The sequence below is a fragment of the Clostridium fermenticellae genome (assembly GCF_003600355.1).
Taxonomy (GTDB): domain Bacteria; phylum Bacillota; class Clostridia; order Clostridiales; family Clostridiaceae; genus Clostridium_AV; species Clostridium_AV fermenticellae.
On the sequence record NZ_CP032416.1, the window covers coordinates 2,630,715 to 2,653,129 of the forward strand.

General features: G+C 32.6%; 19 protein-coding genes, 1 tRNA gene and 2 riboswitches. Of the genes, 1 reads left to right on the plus strand and 19 read right to left on the minus strand.

Translation table 11 applies throughout. The features are described 5' to 3' along the window. Nucleotides 1-62: 62 nt before the first annotated feature. From gap to D4Z93_RS12185, 16 genes are all read right to left on the minus strand, one after another. Nucleotides 63-1,067 carry a type I glyceraldehyde-3-phosphate dehydrogenase gene (gene gap, locus D4Z93_RS12110; RefSeq protein ID WP_119973855.1) on the minus strand — a complete coding sequence of 335 codons (1,005 nt, stop codon included), beginning with the start codon at nt 1,065-1,067 and terminating at the stop codon, nt 63-65. A 96-nt stretch (nt 1,068-1,163) separates the two neighbouring features. Then, on the minus strand, nt 1,164-2,198 hold the full coding sequence (locus D4Z93_RS12115) for a sugar-binding transcriptional regulator (RefSeq protein ID WP_119973857.1): 1,035 nt from the start codon (nt 2,196-2,198) through the stop codon (nt 1,164-1,166). Nucleotides 2,199-2,334: 136 nt separating this feature from the next. Continuing rightward, nucleotides 2,335-3,657 (minus strand): RNA polymerase factor sigma-54, encoded by a 1,323-nt coding sequence (gene rpoN, locus D4Z93_RS12120; protein WP_243106012.1) that lies wholly within the window; start codon nt 3,655-3,657, stop codon nt 2,335-2,337. A 535-nt stretch (nt 3,658-4,192) separates the two neighbouring features. Continuing rightward, on the minus strand, nt 4,193-5,350 hold the full coding sequence (grdD, locus tag D4Z93_RS12125) for a glycine/sarcosine/betaine reductase complex component C subunit alpha (RefSeq protein WP_119973860.1): 1,158 nt from the start codon (nt 5,348-5,350) through the stop codon (nt 4,193-4,195). A gap of 57 nt (nt 5,351-5,407) precedes the next feature. Further along, the gene (grdC, locus tag D4Z93_RS12130; protein ID WP_119973862.1) at nt 5,408-6,940 is read right to left on the minus strand and encodes a glycine/sarcosine/betaine reductase complex component C subunit beta; all 1,533 of its coding nucleotides are present in this window, start codon (nt 6,938-6,940) and stop codon (nt 5,408-5,410) included. Nucleotides 6,941-7,029: 89 nt separating this feature from the next. After that, the gene (gene grdB, locus D4Z93_RS12135) at nt 7,030-8,337 is read right to left on the minus strand and encodes a glycine reductase complex selenoprotein B (RefSeq protein ID WP_119973864.1); all 1,308 of its coding nucleotides are present in this window, start codon (nt 8,335-8,337) and stop codon (nt 7,030-7,032) included. A 23-nt stretch (nt 8,338-8,360) separates the two neighbouring features. Then, nucleotides 8,361-8,825 (minus strand): glycine/sarcosine/betaine reductase complex selenoprotein A, encoded by a 465-nt coding sequence (gene grdA, locus D4Z93_RS12140; protein ID WP_162920308.1) that lies wholly within the window; start codon nt 8,823-8,825, stop codon nt 8,361-8,363. A 21-nt stretch (nt 8,826-8,846) separates the two neighbouring features. Further along, on the minus strand, nt 8,847-10,133 hold the full coding sequence (locus tag D4Z93_RS12145; protein WP_119973866.1) for a glycine/sarcosine/betaine reductase component B subunit: 1,287 nt from the start codon (nt 10,131-10,133) through the stop codon (nt 8,847-8,849). 21 nt (nt 10,134-10,154) lie between these two features. Then, nucleotides 10,155-10,487, minus strand: a complete 333-nt coding sequence (locus D4Z93_RS12150; protein WP_119973868.1) for a thioredoxin family protein — start codon at nt 10,485-10,487, stop codon at nt 10,155-10,157. Nucleotides 10,488-10,506: 19 nt separating this feature from the next. After that, complete coding sequence (gene trxB, locus D4Z93_RS12155; protein WP_119973869.1) at nt 10,507-11,430, minus strand: thioredoxin-disulfide reductase; 924 nt, start codon at nt 11,428-11,430, stop codon at nt 10,507-10,509. Nucleotides 11,431-11,476: 46 nt separating this feature from the next. Further along, on the minus strand, nt 11,477-11,854 hold the full coding sequence (locus D4Z93_RS12160; protein WP_119973871.1) for a GrdX family protein: 378 nt from the start codon (nt 11,852-11,854) through the stop codon (nt 11,477-11,479). 76 nt (nt 11,855-11,930) lie between these two features. Continuing rightward, nucleotides 11,931-11,996, minus strand: a riboswitch (glycine riboswitch). Further along, nucleotides 11,997-12,158, minus strand: a riboswitch (glycine riboswitch). Nucleotides 12,159-12,235: 77 nt separating this feature from the next. Further along, nucleotides 12,236-13,075 carry a DegV family protein gene (locus tag D4Z93_RS12165; protein ID WP_119973873.1) on the minus strand — a complete coding sequence of 280 codons (840 nt, stop codon included), beginning with the start codon at nt 13,073-13,075 and terminating at the stop codon, nt 12,236-12,238. 15 nt (nt 13,076-13,090) lie between these two features. Next, the gene (locus D4Z93_RS12170; RefSeq protein ID WP_119973874.1) at nt 13,091-13,558 is read right to left on the minus strand and encodes a tRNA (cytidine(34)-2'-O)-methyltransferase; all 468 of its coding nucleotides are present in this window, start codon (nt 13,556-13,558) and stop codon (nt 13,091-13,093) included. A 129-nt stretch (nt 13,559-13,687) separates the two neighbouring features. Further along, nucleotides 13,688-14,416, minus strand: coding sequence for an N-acetylmuramoyl-L-alanine amidase family protein (locus D4Z93_RS12175; protein ID WP_119973882.1), 729 nt, complete (start codon nt 14,414-14,416; stop codon nt 13,688-13,690). A gap of 624 nt (nt 14,417-15,040) precedes the next feature. Next, nucleotides 15,041-15,127: transfer RNA gene (locus D4Z93_RS12180), tRNA-Leu, on the minus strand. Nucleotides 15,128-15,471: 344 nt separating this feature from the next. Continuing rightward, nucleotides 15,472-17,001, minus strand: a complete 1,530-nt coding sequence (locus D4Z93_RS12185) for a VanW family protein (RefSeq protein ID WP_119973884.1) — start codon at nt 16,999-17,001, stop codon at nt 15,472-15,474. Nucleotides 17,002-17,207: 206 nt separating this feature from the next. On the opposite strand from D4Z93_RS12185, the gene D4Z93_RS12190 reads away from it, so the two are divergent. Continuing rightward, nucleotides 17,208-18,449, plus strand: coding sequence for a competence/damage-inducible protein A (locus tag D4Z93_RS12190; protein WP_119973886.1), 1,242 nt, complete (start codon nt 17,208-17,210; stop codon nt 18,447-18,449). A gap of 1,468 nt (nt 18,450-19,917) precedes the next feature. Here D4Z93_RS12190 and D4Z93_RS12195 read toward each other — a convergent pair. The 3 genes from D4Z93_RS12195 to nth form a co-directional block, all read right to left on the minus strand. After that, nucleotides 19,918-20,178, minus strand: coding sequence for a GIY-YIG nuclease family protein (locus tag D4Z93_RS12195; RefSeq protein ID WP_119973888.1), 261 nt, complete (start codon nt 20,176-20,178; stop codon nt 19,918-19,920). A gap of 161 nt (nt 20,179-20,339) precedes the next feature. Then, entirely contained in the window at nt 20,340-21,569 is a 1,230-nt protein-coding gene (locus D4Z93_RS12200) for a diaminopimelate decarboxylase family protein (protein ID WP_119973889.1), read from the minus strand. Between the two features lie 175 nt (nt 21,570-21,744). Further along, nucleotides 21,745-22,368: an endonuclease III gene (gene nth / locus D4Z93_RS12205; protein WP_119973891.1), complete on the minus strand. Its 624-nt coding sequence runs from the start codon at nt 22,366-22,368 to the stop codon at nt 21,745-21,747. Between the last annotated feature and the right edge of the window lie 47 nt (nt 22,369-22,415).

Here is a 22,415-nt window from a genome sequence, read left to right on the forward strand (position 1 = left end):
TAAAAAGGCCCGGCCTTATAGCCAGAAACTACAAAACCAGACCTTATATTATATCCTATCCACTATAATCTATCAGCAACATACTTAGTTAAGTCTGCTAATCTGTTTGAATATCCAAATTCATTATCATACCATGAAACAACTTTAACCATATTTCCCTCAACAACCATAGTTGACAATCCATCTACTATTGAAGATCTTTTATCCCCTCTGTAGTCTACAGATACCAATGGTTCATCATTATAACCAAGTATGCCCTTCATATCAGTCTCGGCAGCCTTTTTGAATGCAGCGTTTACCTCCTCAACTGTTACATCCTTTTTAAGTTCTGCAACTAAATCTGTGCAGGATACTGTAGGAGTAGGAACCCTAAGTGAGAATCCATTTAATTTTCCTTTCAATTGAGGTAATACAAGGGCCACTGCCTTTGCAGCTCCTGTAGTTGTTGGAATCATGGATTCACAAGCGGCTCTAGCTCTCCTCAAATCTTTGTGTGGGGCATCAAGTAATCTTTGATCCCCAGTATATGAATGGACTGTTGTCATTAATCCTTTTACTATTCCAAATTCTCTGTCAAGTACCTTGGCAAATGGAGCTAAGCAGTTTGTAGTACAGGAAGCATTCGAAATAATATTATGCTTATTTGGATCATACTTTTCTTCATTAACACCCATAACTATTGTAATATCTTCATTCTTTGCCGGTGCTGAAATAAGAACCTTTTTAACTGTTCCACCAAGATGAGCCTTAGCCTTTTCATCTCTAAATAATCCAGTAGATTCTATAACTATTTCAGCTCCAACACCATTCCAATCTATGTCTTTAGGATTCCTTTCTGAAAAAATCCTTATTTCCTTTTCGTTTACAACTATTGAATTTTCTCTAGCTTCAACTGTTCCATCAAATCTTCCATACAACGAATCATATTTTAATAAATGAGCTAATGTAGCAGCATCAGTCAAGTCATTTATACCAACAACTTGTAATTCATCTGCGTAATTTTTTACTAATGCCTTAAATACATTTCTTCCTATTCTTCCAAAACCGTTAATTCCAACTTTAATCATTAAAAATTCCTCCCAAATCAAATAATTTGCTTTTAAATTAGTATTGTATTATCCAAGAATGTAAAACTAATAAAAAGGCATAATTTATATTAATAATTATTTTTGACTATTTATAATATTCAAGATTTCACATGCCGCTCCCTCATCCGTAACAAGTACACTATTTGAATTGTTAATTTCAGTAGAAATTATAGCTTCTGCCTTTTCCTTTCCACCTGCGACTGCAACAAGAAAATCTATTTTATTGATGTCATCATTTTTAATTCCTATAGTTGGGGTTGAATATACAACCTCTCCAAGCCTATTAAAATAGTACCCAAATGCTTCTCCAACTCCACCGGCCTTATAAATCTTTTTAACCTTATCTTCACTAAGACCTCTTTTTCTAGCCATTTGATCTGCTCTTCCAATACCATATATTAAAATATTTGAGCTATGTATTATGTCCAAAATTTCTCTAATATCTTTTTCCTCAACAATAGTTCCTAAAGCCTTATCGCTTAGATTATCAGGAACATGAAGTAATCTATAGTTTGCGGATAACTTACTTGCTAAATTAGAAACCAGAGTATTTGCTTGAGTCTGTATATTTTTACCCATACCACCTCTCGCCGGAACTACAAATATATTTTCAAGTCCAGATATTCCAGGCATATTATCAACTACTTCTTTAATCGTAGATCCACCTGTTAACGAAATTATACTATTGTCCTTAATAATTCCCCTTAAATAAGATGCTGCCGTTCTTCCAAGTTCATTCATAACTGTATGATCTTCATCCAAACTCCCCGGGACAACTATTATATCTCTTAATTTTAATTTTTCTTTTATCTGACTTTCTATATCTGACAAACCTTTCATTTCATGTATAAAATCTTTAAGTTTATCATTTATAATTTCTCCTTCTCTTGTTATTGTCATACCCTGAGTATTTATTTCAATGAAGTTCTGGCTTTTTAAGAAATTTATTTCCGTGCGAACTATTCTTTCACCTATACCTAAATTATTTGCTAAAACCCTTCTGCCTATGGGCTGATTATAATATATAGTTCTAAGTATGTTATACCTTTTCTCCAGTAATTCTAACAATTCGGGAACTATTTTTTGCTGTAATTTCAATAACTGTTCCATTCAAACACCCCTCTGGTCTAAAAATGTCCCACTGATAACTTTTTTGTCCCGTTTATATTATAAATCAAAAACTAATTTTTTTAAATAGTATTCCCTTTAAAAAAGTATGAATAAATTATGAATAACAAAGGGAGAACTAAAATCTCTTTCTCCCTTTAGATGACTTTATTCCTAATTCCTCTCTGTATTTTGCCACAGTTCTCCTAGAAATATTCATATTTTTTTGAATTAGTATATCACATATTCTCTGATCAGATAATGGCTTTTTTCTATCCTCATTGTCAATCAAATCCTGTATGTATCTTTTAATTAAATTTACAGATACATCTTCTCCATTAATAGTTGATGATATACCCAGTGTAAAAAGATCTTTGATTCTTATAGTTCCCGAATTTGTATATATATACTTATCCCTAATAGCTCTGCTTATTGTTGATTCATGCATTTCCAAACTATCTGCTATATTTTTTAAGGTCATGGGTTTTAAATGCTTTTCCCCATAATCAAAATAATCTCTCTGAATCTCAAGTATTTTCTCCAGAACCCTATAGATTGTACTTTTTCTGTGTTGTATACTTTTAATCAAAAATATTGCACTATTAAGCTTCTCCTTTACATAATCAACTGCATTTTTGTCTTGATCTTCATTTATTATATCTTTATACATATTATTTATACTAAGCTTTGGCAGCAAATCATCATTCATAATTATATAATATTTGTCATCTATTTTCTTTATATATGCATCGGGAATTATATACTTTGTTTCTTCACCTGTATAAAAGCCTCTAGACGGCTTTGGTTCAAGTGACTTTATTGTATCCCCGTACTTTTGTGCTTCTTTAACATCTATTTTAAGTTCCTTAGCTATAATATTATATTTATTTTCAGCTATAAGTTCCAGATATTTATCTATTATAATAAAAATATTAGTATCATCTATTCCTTTTTTTATCACTTGTATTCTCAGACACTCCTTAAGGTCTCTCGCTCCCACGCCATATGGTTCAAGACTTTGCAGAATCTTAACAGCATGATTCTCAATATCCCTTGATATATTTATCTCGTCCATAATCTCCTCATCATCCATATCAAGATACCCTTTAGCATTTATATTTTCAATAAGATAAAAACAAATTGACTTTATATAATCGTTTTCTTCTATGTCTCTTATCTGTTCTTTTAGATATTCCTTCAATGACTTTTTCTCAGAAATAAATATAAACGGTGATACTTCTTCTTCATTATTCCTTGTATAATTGTGGTGACTATAGTTATCAAATTCTAAATATTTAATTAATTGCTTATAATCAATATCATCATTTTTTGATTTCACATTATCATAAGCATCTTTTGCATCAAGCACAGGATTCTCCTGAACCTCTTTTTCAATATATTGTTCAAGTTCAAAACTTGACATTTGGAGCAATTTTATAGATAATTGCATCTGCTGTGTCATAACCAGTTTTTGTTCCTGTGTTAAGTTTAGACTAAAATCTAAATTCACAGTAACACCTCATTTCCATAATAAAACTAAAAAGTATTTGTTAAATCAATTATATCATGAAAATCATATTAATAATTCTAATTTGTTATTTAATCTACAATTCAAATAAATATATAGGGTTTGTAATTCCAAGCTTAAGTTATACGTAAGCTGACATTTCCAAAATATAGGCACATTAAAAAATTTTTTAGTAAGTCTTAGTGAAGTATTTTTAAAAACCTAAGCAGATTTTATATGTTTGAGCCTGCGAGTTTATAAAATCTGCTTAGGTTTTTATAAATACGAACTTAGACTTACTAGAAATTTTTTAGGTGACGAATTTTGGAAATGTCAACTGAAGTATAACTTAGGCTTGGAATTACAAACCCTATAAAGACTTCAGCACAATAAAAACTTATCAAAATCATTTATTGCACTGAAGTCAATAAAACCAATCAAAATATAAACTAAATTTTGAAACATGGTATAAAGGCTCTACTTATCAAATTTATTTATATCCTTTACTCTCTAATATCCTTACTGCATCATTTGCCTTAGAATCCTCCACTAAAATCACAGGTCCAGTACAGCCCATACCACTTTCACAGTATATGTTTTCCTTCCACAATGCACTACATGCATCCTCCAATTCTAGTATATCTATGCCAGGTATTGCATAGGTTACAACAGTTTTTGGAGGTATTTCTATATTTTCCTTGTCATCCGATGCCTGCTTTTCTGCCTTAAGTGTACTCTTCAATATATCATCAAGTCCTGCTTTCTTTGCTTCCTCGAATTCATGTTTTGCAATTTTTAATACTTCTTTTTCTGCACATATTGAGCAATATTTAAGAGCTTCGCATATTAGTGGTGCTCCTGAAGAACGAGAAACTATATTTATGAGCCTATTGTAGTCTTCTCCAATTCCTGGCCCATATCCATATCCAAGAGTTTCATAATTTCCTCCAGTCGTATATGCTGAAAAAATTTTTATCAGTAAGTTTCCCGTAAGTGAATCAGTTATCATGACGTCCGGCGTACCAGCCAGAATATCATTTCCCCTCATAACTGCCCCACCATCTTCTCTAAGTGATTCAGCAAACTGCACATGATAACCACTTTTCTCAAGCTTTTTTAGTGTTCTTTCAACTTTTCTTGCACCATCTATATTTAATATTCCAACTGTAGGATTTTCTAATCCAAGTGCCTTTGCGACAGCAATTCCCGATATACAGTTTTTTACCATTCCCTCAACTCTGTCTGTAGACGAGGTTCCGGTCGTAGTTGCAATTATAACATCTCTGCCATTTGCAGGGGTAATTAATCTTCCTACAGTAGAAACTCCTATTGGAAAGTCAAAATGCTGTGTTACGCACCCGTCTATTTCTCCTTTGTCAAGAAGCTCTACCATCTTATCATGCCCTTCTTTGGCATTTGCAGCCTCTACAAGTTCAAAATCGCAATTAAGTTTTGGACCTATTAAAACTATATCAAAATCTCCGTACTTTCTTTTAGCAAGTTCTGCAGCCCTTACCATTTCCTCTGTGCCATGTTCTGAACCATACAATGTAAGTCCTATCCTAAGTTTCTTCTTAAAGCTTCCACTTTTTATTCCATCTGCTATTTCATCAAATGATTCCGCTATCATCTTTTTTATATTATCCATATTCATACCTCCCCTTCAAATAAATTTCTATAGGGTTCAAGATCAGAAACTCTGTAACTATTCAGTTATCTGCTGTGCAAATTTTTTCATTTCATCCGCTATTAATTCCTTTATTTCATCCTTAGAAATTCCAGGAGCTTCTTCTTTTAATCCTTTATTTTTTTCAATAAGTACCGATACACCATCAAACAGATTAGTCATTCTTCCAAGGAACAAGCTTCCTTTTCCTATTATCATAAAATTATCTAATTTCCCATTCAATATATGTTCTATACCATATCCAACTATAGGTACTCCAGATGGTATATGTCCCTGAGTAGGAGCAAATCCAGGATACCCATGTTTCTTTACGAATTCCGGTAATTGCTTTCTTTCAAGCTGACCGCTTTTAACAGCCAGGGCCCCTATCATTTTATAATTCTGGGTTGGTACGTCACCAGCTCCTGCCGGCTCAGTTATATCCGGTATCTGCATTTCCGGTGCAAATTTATTTACATCAGTAATCTTCATGTCATTTCTAGCAAGTGGATCAAGTACCAAAGCTTTTATTACAGCCTGTGGTGCAGCTCCATCAGCTATAGTATGTCTGCCAATTATATCTGTTCTAACAACAGGATTTACTCCATCATTCTCGGATACAAGTATTGCAAATCCGCCAAGACAGTCTTCAAGTATTGGCAAATCCTTCTTAACATGGTCTTTTCCATTCATTCCAAGCTTAGCTGTGCAGCCTCCTGCAAATACAACAACATTCTTATATATTCCTGATTTTACAAGTGCAGAAGCAGTTATAAGTGCATGTGCAGGTCCGGCGCAGAATCCTCTCATATCAATTCCTGTAGCACCACTTATGCCTGCTATTTCACCACATGCCTTTGCTAAGTTTCCTCCTCCTCTCTGATTCATATCTCCTACAGCCTCTTCCGAACATTCTATAAGGTAATCTATATCCTTTCCATCCATTTTTGAATTTTTCATAAGATGCATTAATGCCAAGACTCCAGATGCCTTAACTGATAAATTTTCAAGCATTACATGTGAAGATAAATTTTCATCAAATTCATGTGCTCTTTTTACGCATCCAACTAATTTACCATCCTGATAAATAGGAGCTGCTATATTTTCATGAACTAATTTTTCTATATCCTCTATTTTTTCGCCAGGTTTAAGCTCTTCAGCACGTGTATTTAAAAGCGGATGTTTTTTAAACATTTCTCGTACAGACTCTGTAAAGGAATCCTCAAGGATAACCAAATCAAATACATCAGAGAGCTTAAGAAGTCCATAGAATTCGCTCTGAGTCATTATTTCACCAAATTTTCCAAATCTGTCTGCACCTTCAACCTTATTCAAATGCCATGGTCTCTTTATATTAGATAATTCCTCTGGCGGCAAATTCCCTATGTAGGTTTGATTTGGCGGATATGCCACAACCTCATCAAAAGTTCTCAAATGTTTTTTTATTTCATTTAGATATTCGGATTCTGAATTTGTCTTTTTTTCTAATGTCTGAGTAGTTCCATTGTTGACCACCATATCTGGAACATCAACTAAGACATAAGAAGCATTTTTTATAACAGGAAAATTCATTTTTAACCCTCCATTCATACATATTAAAAAATTCAGGAATTAAAAATTAAATATTCTTCAATTTTTAATTCCCAACTCCAACTATATACTTACTCTTCAAATACCTTCTGTCCATCAACCTCAGTCGAAAGAGCATTTAATGCCTTTTCAACTAACTTATACCTTAATTTAAATTCATCCTGCTTACTGAGACTAGGATCTCCAAGCGGATGAGGGATAGCAATTGTAGGAACTATCCTATTAGCTCCAACTGTTAATGATATAGGTACTACTGTACACATATGAACTACTGGCAGTCCTCCTCTTTCTATTTCTTTTACCATTGTTGCACCGCAACGAGTACAAGTTCCTCAGGTGGACGTTAATATAACTGCCTGAACTCCGTCGGCTATAAGTTCTTTCACTATTGATTCACCATACTTTTTAGCAGAAGCAACTGCTGTACCATTTCCAACTGTCGAATAATAATATTCATAAAGTGATCCTATCTTGCCTTCCTTCTCCATCTGTCTTAATACATCTACCGGTAATACCCTATCAGCATCATTGTTGGCATAACTAGGATCATATCCGCCATGTGCCGTTTCATAAGTTTCAGGAGTCAAATCACTCACATCTTCTATTTTATACTTTCCAAATTTTGAAGCACTGGAAGATTCTATATGATCTGGATTACCCTTTGGAACTATTCCTCCTGATGTAACCAATGCAATTTTGGCCTTTGTTATATCTTTTACTGCCGGATTAGGATCGACTCTATCAAATACTGGCATCTTAAATTCAGTTTTAAATTCCTCGCCTTTAAGTTTCTTTACCAGCATATCAACTGCTCTCTTAGATCCTCTATCTCCTCTTAGACAATTTTTTCTTATTCCTCTTTCTATATATCCTTCTTCTTCAGGTGACCCTATTTCTTCATTTTTAACAAGTTTAAGTCCAAAACCAGCGAGCTTTGGAAGTGCTTTTCTCATTCCAACTGCACTATTTCTGGTCTCAATTATATATAAATACTTTTTATATAAATCAGCCCCTGGATTTTCAGGATACATTGCAGTTACAACCGGGATACCAAGTTTATCTTCTACTTCTTTAGATATTGAACCGCAGGCCATACCATATCTTCCTGCATTAAAAGCAGGTCCTGCCATAAACAAGTCTGGATCATATCCCTTTATCATATCTATTATTTTTTCTTTGGCCTCATCCATATTTTCATTAAAGTATGAATCTCCACATATAACTGTTGCAACTATTTTAGCATCACTTTTTTCTATTAATTTATTAAGCTGCATGCCGGGTCCTACAAAGCCTTCCCTAATTTCAGGTTTTACATTTGCCTTTTCTTCTCCGCCTATTCCTGCATAAAACTGATTTATATAATGCACAACCTTAATCATACAATTACAACCTCCTTTGCATATCAATATTTTGAATATTCATCTCTTACTGTTTTAACTTCACTAATTATTTCGTCAACATCCAGTACCATTTCCATCATACCGCACTGTTCATCATATACAGCATCATCACATTCCTGTTTTACTTCTGGTTCAACCATATGATATACGGAAAGACCAAGCTCAATTCCTGCAAGTGGTCCTGCAAATGTTGGGTCTCCTGCACTTACAGTTTCAGCTGAAAGTCCTGATGCCTCTGCTTCAGCACCTCCCAATATTACAACTATATTTTCTGCACCATACTTTTCTGTCAAGTCTTTTACTCTTTGTTGGATCTCCAGATCCATAGCACCTGCGGCTGTTCAAACAAAGCATTCTGTAGATGCAAAAATCACTTCTGCTCCAGCTGATTTTACACAAGCTTCAATAGCTGGTCCCGGTATTCCATCTCTATCCCCTATTGCAATTACTTTTTTACCTTTTAACATAAATATCATCCTCCTTAAAATTTAAAATCCTTTAGCACTGAGGTTATTAAATCCAACCTCACTCGTAGCTCCGGTTATTACCTGTAGTTCAGCCTCAATGGAACCATCTTCTGCTAAACTTCCATTATGTCCTCCGGCAATTACATTTACAGCTTCAGGATGTCCTATAACCTTTTTCATTTTAGGTAGTCTTATGACTTCATTGGCATTTCCTCCCGTAACAACTGCATCTCCTTTTATTGTTGAATCGGCAAGAGACTGCGAACTTCCATCCTGTCCTGCATACTCATCAGTTATAAGAACTGTTTTAATTCCTTTAGCACTTATCTTATTACAATTCATAACAAGATCAGCATCCGGATTTCCAAAGCCTTCTTCAGATATTATTACAGCATCTGCACCAAGTAACTCTACCAATTTAGCAGTATAACTGGAAGACCTTTCTTTGTCTGCAAGATAAACGGTTTCATTGGTTATAACACAACCCAAGAAATTTATATCCTTACCATGTCTTTCATACAAATCCTCAATAACTGGATGATTCAGATGAACATAAGTTGGATTTTTGTCACAAGCTGATACACAATTTCCGCTGACTACTGCACCATCAAATACTTCTGTCGGATACAAGAAAGTTGGTATAATTTTTTTAGCATCCACTCCATATACATAAGTGTCATGAAGAAGTCCTTGACTTTGAAGCATATATACATATAGAACTTTAGGCAAATCCGGATATTGTTTAACCTGCTCCAGTAATGGTAATGTCTCATATACCTTAAGTTCATCCGGTTCAACATCGGCTCCAGCTTTGCCAAGATAAACTGCTGCCTTAAAACCCATCATTCTTAAAGTTTCCTCATGCTCATACTGGTTTACTCCGTCTTTAACTTCACAAGTTATAACCAAATTATTTGTCTTTGAAAATGGAGTATATTTTGCACCTTCTCCACTCATATCTATAATGCCCTCTTGAAAACCCACAATATTTCCTGTAGTAACTACTGCTGCACCACTTAAAACATGCGTTCTTCCAGAGCCGACGGTATCAACTTTACTTATAAAACCGGGGAATATACCACCTTCACCATCAACTTTTACTCTAGGCTCTATTACATCTTTTACAGGTATTATTCTAGTTTCTTCTCCAGGTTTTACAATATTTAATTCAATACTTTCAATCCTATCGTCATTACTAATTTCATTTAACAGCTCATCTTTATTTACATATAAGATCCCATTTTCAACTTTCGTCTCACTGCCAAATTTAAGATCATCAATGTGTATTTTTCCTAACTCTAAACGCAATACGTTCACCTCCTAACTTTTTTATATAGTTTCACAATACGATTTAATAAAATCTTCAACATCTTTTAATGATGTTATTTTATCTGCAGTAATTGTGTTAACCTTTTCACCTTTGTTATAAATTATCATTGTTGGCAGGCCTAATACTTTTTGTCCTATTGCAAGTCTTCTAGCTTTACTTATATTAAGACTTGAAAATTTGATTTTGTCTCCATATTTTTCTTCCAGTCCATGCACACCAGGCATTAATTCTTTACAAATCTCACATTTGTCACCCCAAAAATCTACAAATACCGGTTTCTCAGTATAATTTAAAACCTCATCATCAAAATTTTGTTTTGTTAATTCAACCATATTATTCATCCTCCTTAATCTAAAATTCATTTTCTGATATATACTTTTCAGCAGTAGTTGCCGCTATTGCACCATCTGCCGCTGCAGTTATAACCTGTCTTAAAGATTTCTTCCTTATATCACCTGCTGCAAACACACCCGGTGTACTCGTTTTCATATCCTCGTCTGTTACAATATACCCTTTATCCATAGACACCTTATTTTCAAATAATTCGGAAATAGGAGTATATCCTACGAATACAAAGCATCCATTGACATCAAGTCTGCTTTTTTCACCTGTAAGTTTATTTTTTATAATTAACCCTTCAAGTATTTCATCACCTACAGCTTCTTCTACAGTCGAATTCCATATAAAACTTATTTTTTTATTTGCAAATGCTTTTTCCTGAAGTGATTTGACAGCTCTTAATTCATCTCTTCTGTGTATAACGGTAACATGTTCAGCAAATTTAGTTAGATAAATAGCTTCAGTAATAGCCGAATCTCCTCCTCCTACTACTGCTATATCCAGATCAGTGAAAAAATCAGCATCACAGGTTGCACAATATGAAATTCCGCGTCCTCTTAACTCTTTTTCATTCTTAAATCCTGAGAGCCTAGGATTTGCTCCAGTTGCAATTATAATAGTTTTTGCCCTGTATTCACTGTCCTTACCTTTTAAAACTTTTATCTTACTGTCCAGGTCAACCTCAGTTATTTCATCCTTCACAAATATCGTTCCAAAATCCTCAGCTTGTTTTTTCATTCTCTGAGATAAACTTGTTCCAGTACAATTTTCAATAGATCCTGGATAATTTTCTAATTCATCTGTGGTAGTTGCCTGACCACCGTACTTTGCTCTCTCTATAAGCAGAGTATCCATTCTAGATCTAGATGCATAAATAGCTGCAGAAAGTCCTGCTGGTCCCCCTCCAATTATTATACAATCATATAAATGCACCATAATGCTTCCTCCTATTTATTAAAGTATAACTTTTTAAGCTCTAAGACTACTCAAACGCGTTTCTTATCAGATCGTAGTCTATTAGTGAAAAATCTGTTAAAATTTTGTCATTCCAATGCGGAGTATTGTAATTTCTTGTAAATTTTTGGGTTGTATTTATACTGTCTTCAATATATTGTAAAGATTTAAAATCCACACTTTTCCTGCTGTTCTTGCTCAATACAATAGTTTTATATGGTGTTTCATTTGGTTTAACACTCCCCATAAGCGGATGGGTTAAAAGATTATGTCCACAATGTATATAATCTCTTGCTGTCTCCAGTACTTTCATAACACCTCCTTCCACAAAGTGTATTTCATGTTTAGCCCGAAGTTTGTCTTTGCTTAATGGATTATTAGTTACAATTATAACTTCTCCTATAATACCTCCTCCTATTCCTTAATAGTCTTAAGTTGAATATTAAAATAAAATTAAGGACAAAAGTAAAAGAAATCCCTTTCCTTTTACCTCTGTCCTTTTTACCTGAGAGATTTACTCCTTCGGTGCTTAAAGCTTTCCAGAGTCATGTCCTTTTTCGGTACTTTTGCCTGAGAGATTCATATTATTAAGGAAATAATACTTATTCCTTCGGCTATTCATTTAAGAATACTATAAAACTATAGCTAAGCAGTCATCTTCTAAATATTTTTAAATTAAAGGACTATGCCTAATCTCCCGAAAAATTCATCCAAAGTATTTAATATTCACACTCAGTTATATTATATGATAAATTTTTAAATATTTCCATACATTTTAGAATAATAATTAATAATTTTCTACAAAAAATACTCCACATGCTCCAGGTCCTGCATGTACTCCTACTACACACCCTACTTCACATTCTATAAAATCATTAATACTAAGTTTTAGTTCTTCTCTAAGTATTTCAACAATATCTTTACTTTTAACGCTCAAAAGTATTGTATCTTCATTTTCTTTTGAACCTCTTTTACTTAGATATTCCAGTATATACCTTACAGCCTTCCTGCTTCCCCTGACTTTATCCATAACAGCAAGTTTACCATCTTTTATTTCTATTATTAATTTAATATCCAGTATATTACCTATAATTCCAGCAGTCCTAGACAATCTACCACCCTTTACAAGATTCTCTAAAGTGTCAAATGCCAAAACACTTCTTACATGTGGTATTGTTTCAATTATAGAACTCTCTATCTCCTTAATTCCAAATCCATCTTCCTTAAGCTTTGCCGCCTTTAATACTAAAAGCCCTAACCCTGATGTAACATTTAAACTATCTATTATAGTTATGTCATCACTTTTAAGCATTTCTTTTGCTATACACGCCGATTGATATGTGCCGCTCATATTCGATGATATATGTATTGACAAAACTTTATATCCATTATCAAGATATTCCTTATAGCATTCGATAAACCTCTGAGGGTTAACTTGAGCTGTAGTCGGGAATTCCTTACTATGTTCCATTTTTTCTAAAAGTTCAGGTAAATTTATATCTATTCCATCCCTATAATTATGTCCATCAATATTAACAAGCAGTGGAAGGACTTCTATATCATATCTTTTTAATATATCAACTGGTAAATCTGAAGTACTATCTGTAATTATCTTTATTTTTTCCATAGACCAACTTCCCTCCTATTTCATAACCGGAAAGTTCATCTGCCTCAATGCTTCATATGCCACTATAGCAACTGTATTTGATAAATTTAACGAACGTGTTGTTGTATTTATCATTGGCACTCTAATACATTTTTCAGGATCACTTTCTCTTATGTAATCTGGTAATCCACATGATTCTCTGCCAAAAACAATGAAGTCATCATCTTTAAACTTAGCTTCGTGATAAAAATTCTTGCCATGTGTTGTTGAAAAATAAAATGTTGAGCCCTTATATTTTTCTCTCAGCTCTTCATAGGAATCATATATACTTAAATCCAAATAAGGCCAATAATCAAGACCAGCTCTTCTTAAATGTTTTTCATCCAGACTAAAACCCAGTGGTTTTATAAGATGAAGTTTGCTGCCGGTAAGTACGCAAGTTCTTGCTATATTACCAGTATTTTGCGGTATCTCCGGTTGAAACAATACTATATTTAAACTCAAATCAAATCCTCCTTATCTAACAATTAACAAATAACTTATTCTCATAAAACTCTTCTTAATATATTACTCTATAAAGCTTAAAGAGTAAAGAGGGAGTACCAAATAGTATTATTTAGAGCAATTAACTTATCATTCCCTATTATTTATATATTTTATTATTCCATCACAAATATTTTCCGCTAAATTTCTAAGAACATTATCCTTAGATAATTTATCTCTGTCACTTTTATTAGTTATAAAACCACATTCAACCAAAGCACACGGTATTTTACTATATCTTAATATTGCTATATTTTGTTTTTTTATGCCCCTATTATACCAATCATCTGATTTTACAGATTCATTCTCAAGTATTTTTGCAAGTTTTGTTCTCTCATCTGACTGATAACCTTTTGGATCATAATATAGTGTCGTAATTCCATTGAAGTTTGGATCACTAATTGAATTGACATGAACTGAAACAAACACATTCCCATTTGCTGCATTTACCCTATTTCCTATCTCTTTTAATGGTACAAGTACATCACTATCTCTTGTTAAAACAACATTGTATCCTTTATTTTGTAGATATTCCTGTTCATATTTAACTATTTTTAGAGTTAAATTCTTCTCATACATATTTCCATAGCTTGTACCCTTGTCTATACCTCCATGACCTGCATCTAAAATTATCGTATACCTACTATTATTCTGTTTGACTTTAGAAAATCCATCTTTCCCCTTAGCAGCCTCTACAACAGCTTGTCCTCTTACAGCAGAGTATCTACTATAAAACATTTGATTTTTACCAAACAACAGTAGTATTAAGGTGAAAAATATACAAGAAAACATGAATCTCTTTCTATTTGCGATCCTCATTTTAATCCTCCTAATCCTACGATGTTACCCAATTTTTAATATACAGTTAAATTCATCAATCTTAATATAATTTACATTTAAGTAAATATCTGTATATTTATTATAATATCAAACCACTTAATAATCAATTATTATTGTGTACATTATTTAATTTATTTTATAACATATAGGATTTGCAAGTATGACGACTATGACGGCTGCTGACATCATTAAAATCCATAAAATATGAACGCAAGCTTAGACTTACTAGAAATTTTTTACGTGACGTATTTTGGAAATCCAGGCCTGCGCATAAGTTAAGCTTTCAGAAGACACTGGAAACATTATCAGGTAAAGTAGAATATCTTTGTATCCATAGTTTTTTAGTCCTTTCTTTAACTTTTATATATGGCTATATAACAAGTTTCCAGCTAAACTACAAACTATTTAAGATAAATTCATCAAAACATTTGTCTAAAGTTTTTTGACCTTCAAATAATTCAATAGTTTTTCTTTTCATTTTTTCACTCCTCTTGGAGTTCTATTGTAAAAAAAATATACACCAGACACCCAAAGTTTTCCTTGAGGTCTAATGTATATAAAGTTTATGTTTAATATCTTGTAATATCTTTCAAAACATTGATCTGGTGCGGATAACAGGACTTGAACCTGCATGAAGTTTCCCTCACTAGAACCTGAATCTAGCGCGTCTGCCAATTCCGCCATATCCGCATAACGTCTTAATTATATCATACTTTATATCAATATTGCAAAACATGTGTAAAAAAAGTTACCGCAATATGGGGCTTATAATTTTAAAGTTAATTTATACCTGAGGGAGATACTGTCGAAATATAGGTACATTAAATACTTTTATTGTAATTCTTGGCCCGGTATTTTAGAAAATATATAAAGATTGATATGTTTGAGTTTATGAGTTTATCAATCTTTATTAGATTTTCAAAATACCGGGCTTTAGAATTACTAAAAGCATTTATAGTACCGGATTTTGACAGTATCTCCCGGGGGATGGATTAACTTTTTATTTATGAACCCTATATGCAGCAATTTAAATATTAGTTGTCCTGTTTTTCTGGATCCGTAGAATTATCCACATTCGTCTCTACTGTAGTTTCTGAATCCTTTGAATCAGTTGAAATTGAATCATCAGGCTCTTGATTAGGATTATTAGTTTCTGGACTTTGAGGTTCTTGTTTTTGAGTTCCTTGTTTCTGAGTTCCCCGCTTTACAATGCCATTTATTGGTTCATAGTAATCGTCAGAAATCAATTCACTGCTTATAACCTTGCCATCTTTAGTAACAGTCTTTATAACCTTAACTCTATATCCGGTAGATGGTGCCTGCATTACTTCTGTTTGTCCTTCAGGCAAAGATGAATCATTTTGATATTCTAATTTTGCATCCACCTTCTGATACACCTTTGAGGATATATCAGTCACAATATTGCTGAGCTCTGAATTAGAATATATTTCAAATGTTATAGCTCCGCCAGACGAATCTGCAAATATATATATTGGGTATTTTAAAGTATTTTTAAATTTATAATCAATATTTCCATAATCGACTGTAGCATCCATTCCGACCGGTACATAATGTGACGGCATAGTATGATGTGATCGTTGTGTAGATTTTATATTTGCCCTCAAAACAGCATTATATAGGGTTGTAGATACCTGACATATCCCCCCACCAAGTCCTGAATCAACTTGATTACCAATTATAACTGGTGCTGACATATACCCACGCTCAGCAGTCCTTTCTCCAACTACTTTATTAAAACTAAATTCATCACCCGGAAGCAATATTTTCCCATTTATACTACTGGTGGCAAGTTCTATATTATTTGCCCTTTCATATGAAGATATACTTCCATAGTCTGTAGTATAAGCTGATATTTTAGTATTTATAGATGAAATTTTTTTAGCTGTTATCCTTGCATTCAATAATTTTACTGATGTTTTTATATTTGTATTTACACCAATATTTTCACCAAGTGCAGTTAAGACATCTTTCTGAAGTTTATCTTTTTGCAGCTTTCTACCATTTTTCTCTTTAACAACCTTTAAATTATCTCCATTAACTATTAATTGTGCATCTAAAGGTTCTTTATCAACGGATTTTTGTATATCACTTAAAAAATTATCCAGTGTTTTTTTATCATATGTAAATTTTAATCTAATTACTGCACCAGTTGGAAATTTTATAAGCTTAAATTTTTCAAGCATATTGACATTCTTGCCATAGTTGAAAGCTTGATTTACTGTTTCATCAATATTATACTTGATATTAATTTTATTATAATCTAATATATAATTTCTATCATCCGTTTTTACATTTACACTACTTTTGTAAACTTCTCCAATGTATTTTTCGCGTAAGATTTCTTTGGCTTGTTCCTTACTTTTCCCGGCTAAATCCTGCTTTTCAACTTTAACTCCTGGATATATCCGGTTTGACCAACTTTTAACCACATTATATTGATAAATAAAAAACACTGCTAAGACTACAATTATACTAATTAAAGCCACAACTCCCCGAAACGGTAATTTAAGTCTATTCTCAAGAGTTCTTTTGACATTAATCATAGGCACCACCTCTTTGATAATTACCTAGATAATTATACTACAAAAAAATAACCTTTTGAATTATTTTCAAATATAATTCATTTCACTTACTGCCTCAAATTCTATACAACTATTTTATATATTTTATTGAAATATTTAAACATTTAAAATAAAATTAGTAATAGACTTTTAACCAACCAAAAATAATTATAAGAAGGTGTTTTTATATGAAAGCAGAAATTTTGTGTGTTGGAACTGAGCTGCTACTTGGAGATATTATAAATACAAATGCGCAATATTTAGCGAAAAGACTCGCTAATTTAGGAATTGATGTATATCATCAATCTGTCGTAGGTGACAATACTAAAAGACTTAAAGAAGAACTTAAAGAGTCTTTTAATAGAGCTGATATAGTAATAACAACAGGCGGACTCGGACCAACTCCTGATGACCTTACAAAAGAGACTGGTGCAGAGTTTTTTAATAAAAAGATGTTATTGGATGAGGAATCTCTTGAAAAATTAAATAGCTACTTTTTAAAAAATGGAAAAGAAAAATTAAAAGGAAATAATATAAAACAGGCATATTTCCCTGAGGATGCTGTAATATTCGCGAATGATCATGGTACTGCTCCTGGCTGCGGGCTTGATGTAAATGGCAAAATTCTTATTATACTTCCTGGTCCTCCTAGTGAAATGAAGTTTATGTTCGAAAACTCAGTTGTCCCTTTCTTAAAGAAATACTCACATAGTGTACTGGAATCAAAAGTATTACGTGTTACGGGTATAGGAGAAGGGGTTCTGGCTGAAGAAATAAAAGATCTCATAGACAGCAATACAAATCCAACTATAGCAACCTATGCAAAAGAATGGGAAGTAACTTTAAGGATTACAGCAAAATCTGATACAAAGGAAGCTGCATTAAAATTAATAAAGCCAATGAAAAATGAACTTTACAAAAGATTTGGAGATAATATATATGGTGAAGATGATACAAGTATTGAGGCAGTAATTGCAAATCTACTTATAAAAAAAGATTTAACTATTGCCACCGCGGAATCATGTACCGGTGGACTTATAGCGTCCAAATTGATAAATTATCCCGGAGTATCTTCAGTATTCATAGAAGGTGCTGTAACATATAGTAATGCGGCAAAAATGAGACGACTAGGTGTGAAACCTGAAACTTTAGACAAATTTGGCGCAGTGAGTAAAGAAACTGCCCACGAAATGGCAGAAGGAATAGCAAAAACTTCTGGTACAAATATAGGATTATCAACCACAGGCGTTGCAGGTCCTGGTGGTGGAACTCCTCAAAAACCTGTAGGATTGGTTTATATTGGTCTTTACATAAATGGCAAAGTTATAGTGAAAAAACTTGAGAGTTCCGGAACTAGAGACAAAATACGAAACAGAGCTACAATGTATGCTCTTGACTTACTAAGAAGAGAATTACTAAAACTAGAATAGTTTCTATAAATGCATATATTGCGTATTAAGCATTGATCCTAGATATATGGTTATAAGGACAAACTCAACTCACATTGCAGAGGTATACTCACAAACCCTGGCACCCTAAAAAAGTTTTAACATCTCTAAGCTCGCCTTTTAAAAATTTAAGCAGATTATATAAACTCAAACTCGTGAAGCTCAGACATATATAATCTACTAAAATTTTTCTAAAAGGCTTCGCCAAGAGATGTAAAAAACTTTTTAGATGTGCCTTCAGTTTCCAGGTATACCTCTGCGGTGTGAGTTAAGTTTGTCCTTATAAGCTATATATTTAAACCAGGTTATATGCTTAATAAGTGAAATATCATCTTCAAGGGTTCTAGGGCGATTAGCCCTTGTGATTTATACTATAATTACAATTTTAAACATATATTGAAGTAATTAAAAAAGCCTGAATAAGATCATATTCTAAATGGTATCCGGGACTTTAAGGTCTTTCACAGCACTTCGTCAAAATTTATAGAAAAGTTTTAGATGTGTCTTCGGCCTTACAGTATCCTGCTACGTAAGAATTCTACTTATGTTTACATCAAATACTTAACATACCAATAAAAGTATATAAGTGATTTTATAACTTTATGTAAATTTGATAAACTTTCTGAATATAATTTTGCCTTTAAGGGTTTATGGCGATAGCCATATTGATTTAAAAGTCCTTTACTCCATTTAAACCTAAATCATATATAATCTCACTCATTTTCTTGTATAGTATTTGCCAATTTACATTATAATTCCCATGATTGTATTCTCTTTATAAAGGTTTTACGGACGTAGTCCTTGTATACATAGTATTAATCCCGGAGGGATATTTTAAAACTACAGAAATTATAATAAATAACGAAATCTTTCCCGGTAAAAGATTAAATATATTTAAAACTAAAATAATCTGCCCTTCATAAGAAGGACAGAGCACCCTAACGGGTTTGAAGGCTTACAGCCTTCCTTCTTTAAGTTTATAGTAATGACTGTACTAATTTAATTATTAGGACATTAACTTCCCGGGTATATAGTAAAACTCACATTTAAATTTAAATAATTCAATAGGACTAACCGTCCTGGAATCATTTCATTTATCTAAAATTTAAGTTAAATATCTTTTATGCCCAAAAAGATCTTAAGGTTCTGAATATACTATCTGAATTACAGGTTATTCAGACTTTTTTAGTTATCTTAACAGATGTCTAAAACTGCAATTATAGTATAAATCAATATGGCTATCGCCATAAACACTTAAAGGAGAAATAATATTTATCAAGTTTACATAAGTTATATAATTATTTATATACTTTTATTAGTATATCAAGCATTTATTGATTTAAGTATATAACTTATAAGTCCAGTTTGTCCTTATAGCCCCCATATATCTATGATCAATGCTTAATACGCAATATACTTACAACACAAAGTTTATTATAATAAATCCTCCTTATTTAGGTAATGAAACAGACACGTTTGACATAAGTTTTATTTTAGCCTGTCTACTTAATTGCTTTATAAAATATTCTCTTTTCATAGCCTCGCTCCTGGATTCATAAGCTTCAGAGTAAACAATCCTTACAGGCAGTCTGCATCTAGTATATTTTGCTCCCCTGCCGCTGTTATGAGTTTTTATTCTTTTTTCTAAATCATTAGTATAACCTGTGTAAAAAGTTCCATCTTTACACTCTAAAATATATACATAATCCACTGTTCATTCTCCTCAAAACTTAAATCATATATATGGTTTACAAGTCTAAACTTAACTTATGCGCAGGCCGGGATTTCTAAAATTTTTTACGTGATGTATTTTAGAAATCCCGGCCGGAGCATAGGTTAAGCGTGAAATTACAAACCCTATACTTAACTTCTCTATAGGACTATTTCACCGTTTGACTTTATATAAATCTGTAGTGGAGGCGTATGACTTGCAAATAGTACTGGTGTCAAAGTATAGGCATAACTTCCTGCATTTGAAACCATTAAAATATCTCCAATATCAGCCTTAGGCAGCATTATATCCTTTGCCATTAAATCTGCTGAAGTACATAAATCACCTGCAACACTTACTTTTTCAAATGATGATTTCCCATTTTTAAGTATAGTAAATTCAAAAGCATCCTTAGCTGTAAATAAAGGTTCACATCCCTGCAATTTACTTGTTTTAGGCATATAAGAACTTAGAAGTTCTGCAATAGAAGGTCTTAAAAAACCATTAAGACTACTAGTTACAATTAAATACTTTTTACCTCTGGATTCTTTTATATCTACGATTCGAGTAATATATTTACCAGCTTGACACACTAAAAATCTGCCTGTTTCTATAATAAGTCTTGCATTAATTTTATTTTTAAGTCTCTCAATTAATACTTTACATTTTTCGCCTAGTAACTTAACATTTAAAGGTGTATCATTTGATGCTGAATATGCTATACCAATTCCTCCGCCAAAATTTATAAATTCCAATTCCCATCCCATACTCTCTTTGCAAAATACTGCTAGCTTAAACACCCTTTCATAGTATTTATATAGTGCACTATAATCAAGTATCTGTGAACGCAGATGAACATGAATACCAACAATTTTTATATTAGTTAAATTTTTAAATAATTCTTTCCGATTAACTAATGTTTCTTCGTCAACACCAAATTTACTACTTATTCCTTGTCCCATATTCATATTGTAGTCAGGATTTATTCTTAACCCTATCTTTACATTTAATCCTCTCTGCTTTGCAATATTGTTAATTAGGTCCAGTTCATTATAACTATCTGCTACTATTATTGATTTATCTAAAGTTTTTTCAATGTCCTGACGTGTTTTTCCCGGAGATGAATATATAATTTTTTCACAAGGTAATCCAGCTTTTTGTGCTATGATTACTTCATTTGCGGAAGCTGCATCTGCACCAAAGCCCTTTGACACTATAAAATCTACTATAGGGGCATATGGATTAGTCTTTATTGAATATAGAAACTCAAATTGTGAGAGTTCCTCTGTAAGTATTTTAATTTGTTTATCAATAACACCTTCATTATATATGTAAAAAGGTTTCTCATATTGTTCCATCAAATTCTTAATAACGTCTAAACTATCTTTCATAAATTATCTTTAATGAGAGCATATATAGGGTTTATAAATGAAAGCTTAACTTATGCGCAAGCTTAGACTTTCTAGAAATTTTTTACGTGATGTATTTTGGAAATTCCGGCCGGAGCATAAGTTAAGCTTTCATTTATAAACCCTATACAATACCCTCACTAAAGCTCACTCCTTTCTATAATGTATACTCACAATACGGTGAAAGCGGGCACTCCGAGCATTTTGGTTTTTGTGATTTGCATACAAGCCTTCCATGCCAAATTAAATAATGGTGTGACTCACTCCACATATCCTTTGGTATATTTTTCATAAGCCCTTTTTCAACCTGCTCTGGAGTTTTTCCCTTTGCTATACCAAGCCTATTTGATACTCTAAATACATGTGTATCAACAGCTATAGCAGGAACGCCAAATGCATTTGACAATACAACATCAGCTGTTTTTCTACCAACCCCCGGAAGTTTTAATAATTCTTCCATAGTACCTGGAACCTTTCCTCCGTAGTTTTCCAGTATAAACCTACTCGTGTTTAAAATATTTTTACTTTTATTTTTATATAAACCACAGCTTTTTATTTTTTCACTCAATTCTTCTTGTGTCAAAGTAATCATTTTATCTGGTGAATTATAATCTTTAAACAATTCCTTTGTAACCTGATTTACTCTCACGTCTGTACATTGTGCCGACAAAATAGTTGACACAAGTAATTCATATGGAGAATTAAATTTCAGTGCACATTTAGCTCCTGGATAGGTCTTCTTTAAAATCTCTATTATATCATTAATAGTTTTTTTATCCATGCTATCACCTCCTTTGTAAAAAACACTAAGTCAAAAACTTAGTGTTT

Excerpts from the sequence above, each read along its gene's own strand:
- gap (WP_119973855.1), bottom strand. The coding sequence starts at position 1,067 with ATGATTAAAGTTGGAATTAACGGTTTTGGAAGAATAGGAAGAAATGTA.
- D4Z93_RS12115 (WP_119973857.1), bottom strand. The coding sequence starts at position 2,198 with ATGGAACAGTTATTGAAATTACAGCAAAAAATAGTTCCCGAATTGTTA.
- rpoN (WP_243106012.1), bottom strand. The coding sequence starts at position 3,657 with ATGACACAGCAGATGCAATTATCTATAAAATTGCTCCAAATGTCAAGT.
- grdD (WP_119973860.1), bottom strand. The coding sequence starts at position 5,350 with ATGGATAATATAAAAAAGATGATAGCGGAATCATTTGATGAAATAGCA.
- grdC (WP_119973862.1), bottom strand. The coding sequence starts at position 6,940 with ATGAATTTTCCTGTTATAAAAAATGCTTCTTATGTCTTAGTTGATGTT.
- D4Z93_RS12150 (WP_119973868.1), bottom strand. The coding sequence starts at position 10,487 with ATGGTTGAATTAACAAAACAAAATTTTGATGATGAGGTTTTAAATTAT.
- trxB (WP_119973869.1), bottom strand. The coding sequence starts at position 11,430 with ATGGTGCATTTATATGATTGTATAATAATTGGAGGGGGACCAGCAGGA.
- D4Z93_RS12165 (WP_119973873.1), bottom strand. The coding sequence starts at position 13,075 with ATGGAAAAAATAAAGATAATTACAGATAGTACTTCAGATTTACCAGTT.
- D4Z93_RS12175 (WP_119973882.1), bottom strand. The coding sequence starts at position 14,416 with ATGAGGATCGCAAATAGAAAGAGATTCATGTTTTCTTGTATATTTTTC.
- D4Z93_RS12185 (WP_119973884.1), bottom strand. The coding sequence starts at position 17,001 with ATGATTAATGTCAAAAGAACTCTTGAGAATAGACTTAAATTACCGTTT.
- D4Z93_RS12190 (WP_119973886.1), top strand. The coding sequence starts at position 17,208 with ATGAAAGCAGAAATTTTGTGTGTTGGAACTGAGCTGCTACTTGGAGAT.
- D4Z93_RS12200 (WP_119973889.1), bottom strand. The coding sequence starts at position 21,569 with ATGAAAGATAGTTTAGACGTTATTAAGAATTTGATGGAACAATATGAG.
- nth (WP_119973891.1), bottom strand. The coding sequence starts at position 22,368 with ATGGATAAAAAAACTATTAATGATATAATAGAGATTTTAAAGAAGACC.